At 39.1% G+C, this 8,477-nt stretch carries 7 protein-coding genes; all 7 read left to right on the forward strand.

Annotation, left to right across the window (positions count from 1 at the left end; genetic code table 11):
• Nucleotides 1–235: 235 nt before the first annotated feature.
• The 7 genes from AACV20_RS09050 to AACV20_RS09080 all read left to right on the forward strand — a co-directional run bounded on the left by AACV20_RS09050 (nucleotide 236) and on the right by AACV20_RS09080 (nucleotide 7,780).
• On the forward strand, nucleotides 236–1,144 hold the full coding sequence (locus AACV20_RS09050; RefSeq protein ID WP_170908053.1) for a hypothetical protein: 909 nt from the start codon (nucleotides 236–238) through the stop codon (nucleotides 1,142–1,144).
• 699 nt (nucleotides 1,145–1,843) lie between these two features.
• The gene (locus AACV20_RS09055) at nucleotides 1,844–2,443 is read left to right on the forward strand and encodes a hypothetical protein (RefSeq protein ID WP_170908054.1); all 600 of its coding nucleotides are present in this window, start codon (nucleotides 1,844–1,846) and stop codon (nucleotides 2,441–2,443) included.
• Nucleotides 2,444–2,582: 139 nt separating this feature from the next.
• Nucleotides 2,583–3,248 (forward strand): hypothetical protein, encoded by a 666-nt coding sequence (locus AACV20_RS09060; RefSeq protein ID WP_088733296.1) that lies wholly within the window; start codon nucleotides 2,583–2,585, stop codon nucleotides 3,246–3,248.
• 746 nt (nucleotides 3,249–3,994) lie between these two features.
• Nucleotides 3,995–4,765, forward strand: coding sequence for a hypothetical protein (locus AACV20_RS09065; RefSeq protein WP_094165550.1), 771 nt, complete (start codon nucleotides 3,995–3,997; stop codon nucleotides 4,763–4,765).
• A gap of 156 nt (nucleotides 4,766–4,921) precedes the next feature.
• On the forward strand, nucleotides 4,922–6,064 hold the full coding sequence (locus AACV20_RS09070) for a hypothetical protein (RefSeq protein ID WP_170908055.1): 1,143 nt from the start codon (nucleotides 4,922–4,924) through the stop codon (nucleotides 6,062–6,064).
• A gap of 657 nt (nucleotides 6,065–6,721) precedes the next feature.
• Complete coding sequence (locus AACV20_RS09075; protein WP_170908056.1) at nucleotides 6,722–7,042, forward strand: putative quinol monooxygenase; 321 nt, start codon at nucleotides 6,722–6,724, stop codon at nucleotides 7,040–7,042.
• A 141-nt stretch (nucleotides 7,043–7,183) separates the two neighbouring features.
• A complete protein-coding gene (locus AACV20_RS09080) occupies nucleotides 7,184–7,780 on the forward strand; it encodes a hypothetical protein (RefSeq protein WP_170908057.1) in 597 nt (198 codons plus the stop codon).
• Nucleotides 7,781–8,477 lie beyond the last annotated feature (697 nt).

Genomic DNA, 8,477 nt, shown 5'->3' on the forward strand with positions numbered 1-8,477 from the left:
GTTATAACAAACGGCTCAAGAGGGATTGCCAACGCTTGGCGGTTTTAGTGCAAAATTGAAATTCAGAGTTTACAGTGTGTTTTTTTAAGTTCGGTGGTGCGTTGTCAACCCCTTAGCCGGGCGTTATAGCGCTAAACATCTGTATCTCACGAATTGACTTTTATTTATCAAAGAATGTGAAAAACGTATCGTATCAATTACAATGCATATCCACACTACCTACATGGAGAAAGGTATGAGGCAGCAACTCTTAGATTTAGTCCCTGTAAAAATTCAGGAAGTTGACAATATCAGTATGGGCGTCTTGCCTAATGGTGAAACATTTCTTTCACTTCAAGGATTAGCCAAGTTTTGTGGTTTAGCTCCAAGCTCAATTATCCAGCTGGCACAAGATTGGTCTGCTGGCGAAGCTCAAGGTAAAGTTCGTGGTCAACAGCTTACGGAACTAATTAAAGAATGGACAGAATCTGATTCAGTTCCCGATAGCTTATACGTAGAAATTGATAGTAAAAACTCGATTACTGGTGTAATTCATGCTGTTCCAGAGCAGATAGTGATGGCTATTACGGACTACTATGCACATTATGCGCAAGTAACAAAGCCAGAGGCTGTCCGCAATTACCGCAAGGCTGCAAAACTAGGTTTACGTAAATACATCTATGATCGTCTAGATTACAACGAACAAGATTTAATCTCTGAAAGCTGGAAACTATTTCAAGAACGTGTTCTTAATAATGAATGTCCTAGGGGTTATTTCACGATGTTTGATGAAGCAACGACTATCATTGCTTCTCTTATTCGTAACAATATTGTTGTTGATGACTCAATTATGCCAGATGGTAGTTTAGGTTCTCATTGGGCTAAGTTTTGGAAGCAGCAAAACTTTGAGGCAACATATGGTGAGCGAATTAAAATAGTACATAAATATCCAGAATCTTACCGACAGTTAGATCCTGAAATTAATGCGTATCCCATTGGTGTATTGTCTGAGTTTAGAATGTGGTTTCAAGATACATATCTACCAGAAAAGTATCCTGCTTATATTAAACGCAAGATCAAGGATGGTACTGTAACTCTTGAATCTGTTCCTGTGCTTCTTTCGGCGGTTATGCCACCAGATGTTTCAGAACGTTTACTGAACTAAACACGCTATAACAAACGCTTCAAGAGGGACAGCCAACGCGTGGCATTTTTACTATGCGTTGGTTTTTGTGATTACGGTGTTATGCGGAAAGTTGGTAGTAGCGTTGGCTGCCCCTTAAGCGGGCGTTAGCTGAGGTTAAGAAAAGTCATAGAATTAAGCGTTTATTTTTCTTAGTCTGAGGCTCTAGCTTTACACCTGAAAGTCAACACTTTTCCACGTATCTCGCCAGTGGCACTGTTCGTGAAGCGGTTGAACTAGCCGAAGTCTTCTTACGGGAAGTGGTGTGTTTGCTTATTTCTTTGGTGTGGCTTCTTTGGTTTTGAGGCTCTTTCGCGCTTAAATGGATTTCGTGCACTTGGTTGTTGGCTTCTTCGAAAGAATTCTTTGTAAATTTAAGTCTTAGAGGCTCGTCAGTTTTCCTGTTATTTCTTCTTTGCCAAGTGCTTTTCGTGGATTAGGTTTTAGTTTCTCAGTTGTCCGTTTTACTTTGTCGCTTGAAAGCAATAATGTGTTTTAAATTAGGCCGTTGGATAGTAAATCTCCAGCTAAAGTGCCGCAGCTAACAAGCGGCTCAAGAGGGATTGCCAACGCTTGGCGACTTTAGTGCAAAATTGAAATTCAGTGTTTACAGTATGTTTTTTTAGTTCGGTGGTGCGTTGTCAACCCCTTAGCCGGGCGTTATGTGCAAAGGAGAAATTGGTGGAAGAATTCAAAAAACTTAGCGAAGTAATGTTACCTGATACGAGGCAAAAGTATTTTAAAATTTTTGACACGGAACTTGGTGATCTTAGAGAAAAAGAACTTTCAGATATTCATCAAAAACTATCAGAAATTGAACTAATTAAAGATGTTCCAGATAAAATAAAAAATCACTTTATTACCTCTAAGCATTTATCGTTATATTCGTGGTTTGTTTATCGGTTTATACCTGTGGCTGAATTTCACGCGATTACTTCATTGGAGTACGCTCTAAAAGTGAAAACAGGTAAACCTAAGTGGGGTTTAAAAAAGCTATTATCTTATGCTGTTGAAAATCAGTGGGTTGTCGATGACGATTTTAAAATTCATCAAAGGATTAAAGAGAAAAATAAACATAGGGCACAAATGCGGAACGACGTAGGCATCAATTTAAGTGTCATTGAGCCAGAATTAATTGAAGGTGAATATACATCAATATTAATTAATTCAATGCCTTACATTAGAAATGAGTATGCTCACGGTAGTAATACAATTGCTCCCCAAGGTTTTCTTACACTTACTATTTGTGCTGACTTTATTAATGCAATATACCGTAATTAGCACATAACAAACGCTTCAAGAGGGACAGCCAACGCGCGGCATTTTTATTATGCGTTGGTTTTGGTGATTACGGTGTTATGCGGAAAGTTGGTAGTAGCGTTGTCTGCCCCTTAAGCGGGCGTTAAATGCCAGAGGTTGTATGAATATCGAAGTATCGAATGACATAATTGGAGCCGCAGCATTCTTTGCGATACTTGTGTATCCAGAGCAGACTGAAAGAAGCTTTGAAAAGAGAAACCAGTTAATTGACTCAATTATGTACCTTGGTGCCCGACAAGACGGTTACAAGCCTGTCGATATGACTGGCTACAAAGGGTTTGCTTGCGAAGACTTCTCTAAAGTTGCATTGCGAAGATTCGAAGCTCGATTAGAAACTGCAAATAAAATCTTGGTTGATAAAGTCTTTCGAGCTGTATCTTGGATACAAATACACAGCTTGACTGGTACTGAAATGTGCGTTTTATGGGATAGATGGAAAGATTATGGCGTTGATGTAAGAGAAAGAGCTCGGAAAGAGGTGTTTTCTCCCTTTAAGCCAGTACTTCATCTGGCTTTCTCTTTTGCTACGGTTGGTATCGGCTTGTTAGATAAAAACAGTATACCTTTGGACATCATCTCGGCATGTCGTGGTTACAGTCATTGGCTTAAGGATGTTGTAGAAGATTCGGACGCAAAGTTGACGTTGTTTGAAGTTAACCCGTCGATACAAGGTCGTCGACTTTTTGATCATCGTTTACGAGTAGTTTCGGAAAAGTCGTTAATGCTGAACTTATCAAGTGTCGAAATTCCCCCCACTAGAAAATAGTTTTCCAGTTGTAACCTAATTATGTCGAAACGTAATTAGGAGAAGAAGTGATGGCGTTATTGCTTGATTTGGCTATAAAATTATTAACATTCATATTGCTTTTGTTAGAAGTTATTGAGAAAAGTGGGATGTAAAGGCATTTAACAAACTGTTTAAGAGTGATTCGCAACGCGTGGCATTTTTACCATGCGTTGGTTTAAGTGATTAAGGTATTATGCGAGAGCTTCGGTATTGCGTTGCTCACACCTTAACAGGGCGTTAGGCAAAGTGAGTTTTTATCAGCTAAATCGGGTTTGAATTGAACGGTGAATTCCATGTTCTCATTGCTGGACTTAAGCAATAAATAATTATCACATATTTGTTGTTTCTTGATCGTGTTGGGTTGCTTTTCGTTGTGAATTTAGCGGCAAAATAACCTTCAGCATCCAAACGTCCGCCGAGCATGCTACGCTCGTCACTTTTCTTCCAAACCGCTCAATTTGAGTTTTTTGTTTCTTTGCTGATTTGGCATTTTGGTTTATAAATGAATCGGTTAGTTTGTTTCAAGTTTACAAAAAAGCTCGTTCTTTGGTTGTGAAAGTGTCGGTGTCAATTGGTTGGCCTAACAAACGGCTCAAGAGGGATTGTCAACGCGTGGCGGCTTTAGTACAAAATTGAAGTTCAGTGTTTACGGTGTGTTTTTTGAGTTCGGTGGTGCGTTGTCAACCCCTTAGCCGGGCGTTATATGCTTTCAAGTGAGGGAAGTTATGAGTAAAGGATTAATTGAGTTTTTGAGACCATATGCTCTATTGGTAATTGAGCAATATGGAAAGATGAAAGCAGCCGATTTTTATCAAAAGCTATTGTTTACATGCAAAAATAGTGGCATAGATTATTCTTGGGTTGAGTCGAATTCTCTTCATATATCAATTTTAACTGACAAGTTGATAGACGTGGCTGTGTGTGATTGGTTGGAAAAACAATATATAAATTATCCACATCCAACGGTTCGTGATGGTAATAAAGTAATTTCAGGAAAGGTAGCATCGGTCTCTGAAACTTCTGCTAGTTCAATGTATTCCTATTCAGAGCAATGTGGTTGGGATCTTTGGCGCGCTAGTGGTATGTCTGGGGGGAAAAAACTCCAAGAAATTACTCTACACGATGAGGCTAATCCCTATTACGTTGTATGGGGCAAAGACGCTATTGGTGTTCGTCAGTTTAATATTATTGATTTCGAGTGGGTGGATAAGAACGGTTACCAAACAATAGTTAAGAAGTCCTTGGAAGGTCACGGCGAAGGGTTTGGCAATTCGAAATCTGTTACTGTTAACCAAGTTCATTACCCGTCTATACGTAGTGCATATGCTCGTATCAACCCAAAGGTTACTTATTCAACGGTTTGTACCCGTCTTAGAAATGGGTTAACACCCGAAGATGCTTTTGATAAACCGAGTATGAGATTAAATAGCGACATCAATAAGCTTGGTATCATTGTAAAAAAAGACAATTGGGTTAAAAGTCGACGATCCATTTAGTACGCATATAACAAACGCTTTAAGACGGATTCGCAACGCTCGGCGGTTTTAGTTTGATTTAGCTTTTGTGTTTACGGTGCAATAATTGAGTTTTGTGGTAGCGTTGCTCACCACTTAAGCGGGCGTTAGCTTTGATTAGATTAGAGATGAAAGTCGATGAGTAAAAAAAATTTAGAAGCTTGGCAAAAAGCTCCCGTAAAAATCGTGAGTGAGGCTGTCAACCATGCAAGCAAAAAGAGAGAAGAAGATAACTTAATTGCTTTCCTTTTATTGGATGTTGGAGCAGAAATGTTACTAAAGACCTATTTAGGTCTTCCTAAGAAAATAACAGGAGCTACAACGTCGGAAGATGAACGTTACAGCATAATTCGTAAGGGGTTCCATGATGTTGTTGAGGGCGTCAAAAATAGTAGACAAGGAATCAGCTTAAAAGATTTAGCACGAATTGAGTTTTTCCATGGAATTAGAAATAAGCTATACCACCAAGGTAATGGTCTCACTGTTCAACGAATTCATTTGGAAGAGTACATCTCAGTTATAAAGGTGCTATTTAAACAATTACTAAAAGTGGATCTGGATGAGCAGCTTTCAAATACAAGTCTAACAAAAGAACAAGCTGAGCGAATCTCTCAAATAAAAGAAGAGATTAACAATTCTTTGTCCCTAGCAAAAACAAAGAGAAAAGAGTTAGAACAGACTTGTGAGTTAATAATTGAAGAAGTTGCTCCAAACTTTCTTTTTCCTTCGTTTGTTAAAAAATTTAATAGTCTTCGGGAACTAGCTCTTAGTGAAGAGGATTATATACTGGAGGGAGACAACGTTATAACTTACAAAAGGTTTCCTTACGACACAGAAAAACGCATGGAAATTGTAAGTTGGTTTGAAGAGCTTATCACGCCATTGGCAAAAAACTCTATTTATTTTGATATACTTTATCGTCAGGTTGAAGTTGGAAATAAGTATCAAATAGATGCAATGAGTAGCCACCTTGGTATTAAAAATATAGATGTCGAAAGACATAAAGTACCTCATATACTTAGTGTTATCTTTAATGATTTCTTTGATTTAGATGTATTTTATAAAAACATTGTCGAGATAATAGTGTTCAATGATCTCTACTTCATGGCTAAACTAGATTTTATGTTCTTTGACTACAAAAACATCCATCCTCAGCCTCATTATCAATCTGACTTAGAGTATTGGGAGTCAACTTTAGATACATCTACCTCGCAAAATGCAGAACTTGATAACTATATTGCTCGAATGAATTCATGGCTGGAGGGTGCAACTAAAAGCTAACAAACGCTTCAAGAGGGACAGCCAACGCGTGGCATTTTCACTATGCGTTGGTTTTTGTGGTTACGGTGTTATGCAGTAAGTTGGTAGTAGTGTTGGCTGCCCCTTAAGCGGGCGTTATGCAACTCAGGTAAATTGAGGGGCTCAATCGTTTGGGATTTCTCCGGCCATTCGTTTTATGTTGTCGGCAAATAAGCATTTTCGCCTTCAAATTCGTGGTCAACTCAAACCGTAAAACAGGCAAGTTTCTTTGTTTGCCTCAATGAGTTTTGGTGCTGGTTTGTTGTGAATTTAGCGGGCGCAAAGTGTGGAAAGGGCAAGTTAATCGAGCATTTCGCATTTTCTGAAAGTCTTGCTTGTTGAGTTTTCCTGATTCAAAAGCTTGGTTTGTTGTTGAAAGGTGAACTTTGTTTTGGCGGCTTATTTATCGCAGTTCTTGCTTGGGTTGATTCTTGAATCACTCAGCCATTGCAATTGTGGTTTTTGGTCGTGTAAAGTCGATTTATCTCATTGAATTTGCATAACAAACGGCTCAAGAGGGATTGCCAACGCGTGGCGACTTTAGTGCAAAATTGCAGTTCAGTGTTTACAGTGTGTTTTTTGAATTCGGTGGTGCGTTGCCAACCCCTTAGCCGGGCGTTATGCCTTATGGAGATAAGAATGTTCATCGCAGTTTATGAGTTTGAAATTAAAGACGGAAAACAGGCTGAGTTTCGAGAAGCATGGCTTGAAGTAACAAAAGTAATTTACAAATATTGTGGTAGCTTCGGTTCCAGATTACACATATCTGAAAACCCTAATGTTCTAGTTGGTTATGCACAATGGCCAAGTCGAGAACTGTGGGAAAAAGATCATGACATAGCAGATAAGCAGTATCAATATTTCCGTCAGAAAATGCGTGATTGCTTAGTAAAATCAAAAACGGTTTATGAACTTGAAGTAAGTGATGACTATCTGCAAGCATCCTCGACACAGGCATAACAAACGGCTCAAGAGGGATTGCCAACGCGTGGCGACTTTAGTGCAAAATTGAAATTCAGTGTTTAAGGTGTGTTTTTTTAGTTCGGCAGTGCGTTGTCAACCCCTTAGCCGGGCGTTAGTTGAAAGGAGTAATTTGCAACCATGAACGAAGGCTTTATTCGACAGCGTCGAAATTTATATACGGTAAGTGGTATTCTGCTATTTTGCTTTCTAGCCCAAGTCAAAATATCGCAACTGAGCGTTGTCGGTATTAGCTTTAGTGGTTTCGATAAACCAGAAGTTACATTTTGGTTTTTGTGGTGTATATGGGCGTACTTCTTTTATCGATTTATAGTGTACTTTTTCGAATATGAATCCTGTACTTTCAAAAACCTCTGGTGTAGGGAAATGGGACGCTATTGCGATACATATTTGATTCAGTTAGCGCGTTCGCAATGTAGTGGGGACTACTTAAATAATGCTAGTTTGTATTATCAAATGAAAGCTAATGGTTGGACACTTAGTTTCCAGGAGGAAAAAGGTCAGGATGAAAGTGGTGGTGTCATAGTCGAGAATCGCACTATCGAAGTTTATTGGTGGAAGATCATCAAATATCAGATTTTTGGTATTATTCGGTTTACCACAATGACTCCCGCAGTTACTGACTATATATTCCCTTTCATCGGTAGTTTGTTAGTTTTTGTTTTTGCTGGAATTCTTGGGCTTTGGCAAGGTGCGCTATTTGAAATTATCAACTAACAAGCAATTTAAGAGGGATTCACAACGCTTGGCATTTTTGCTTCTACTTCAAATTTAGTGTTTATGGCACAATGCTTTAGGTATGGGTGGTAGCGTTGTTCACCCCTTAATTGGGCGTTAGCTGAGGTTAAGAAAAGCCATAAAATGAAGCGCTTATTTTTCTTAGTCTGAGGCTCTAGCTTTACACCTGAAAGTCAGCACTTTTCCATGTATCTCGCCAGTGGCACTGTTCGTGAAGTGTTTGAACTAACCGAAGCCTTCTTACGGGAAGTGGTGTGTTTGTTTATTTCTTTGGTGTGGCTTCTTTGGTTTTGAGGCTCTTTCGCGCTTAAATGGATTTCGCGCACTTGGTTGTTGGCTTCTTCGAAAGAATTCTTTGCAAATTTAAGCCCTAGAAGCTCGTCAGTTTCTCGGTTATTTCTTCTTTGCCAAGTGCTTTTCGTGGTTTAGGTTTTGGTTTCGAAGTTGTCCGTTTTACTTTGTCGCTTGAAAATAATAATGTGTTTTAAATTAGGCCGTTGGGTAGTCAATCTCCGGCTAAAGTGCAGCAGCTAACAAACGGCTCAAGAAGGATTGCCAACGCGTGGCGGCTTTAGTTCAAAATTGAAGTTCAGTGTTTACAGTGTGTTTTTTGAGTTCGGCGGTGCGTTGTCAACCCCTTAGCCGGGCGTTAGGCAAGGTGAGTTTTTATCAGCTA

The sequence above is a fragment of the Vibrio sp. B4-6 genome (assembly GCF_963888245.1).
Lineage (GTDB): Bacteria > Pseudomonadota > Gammaproteobacteria > Enterobacterales > Vibrionaceae > Vibrio > Vibrio anguillarum.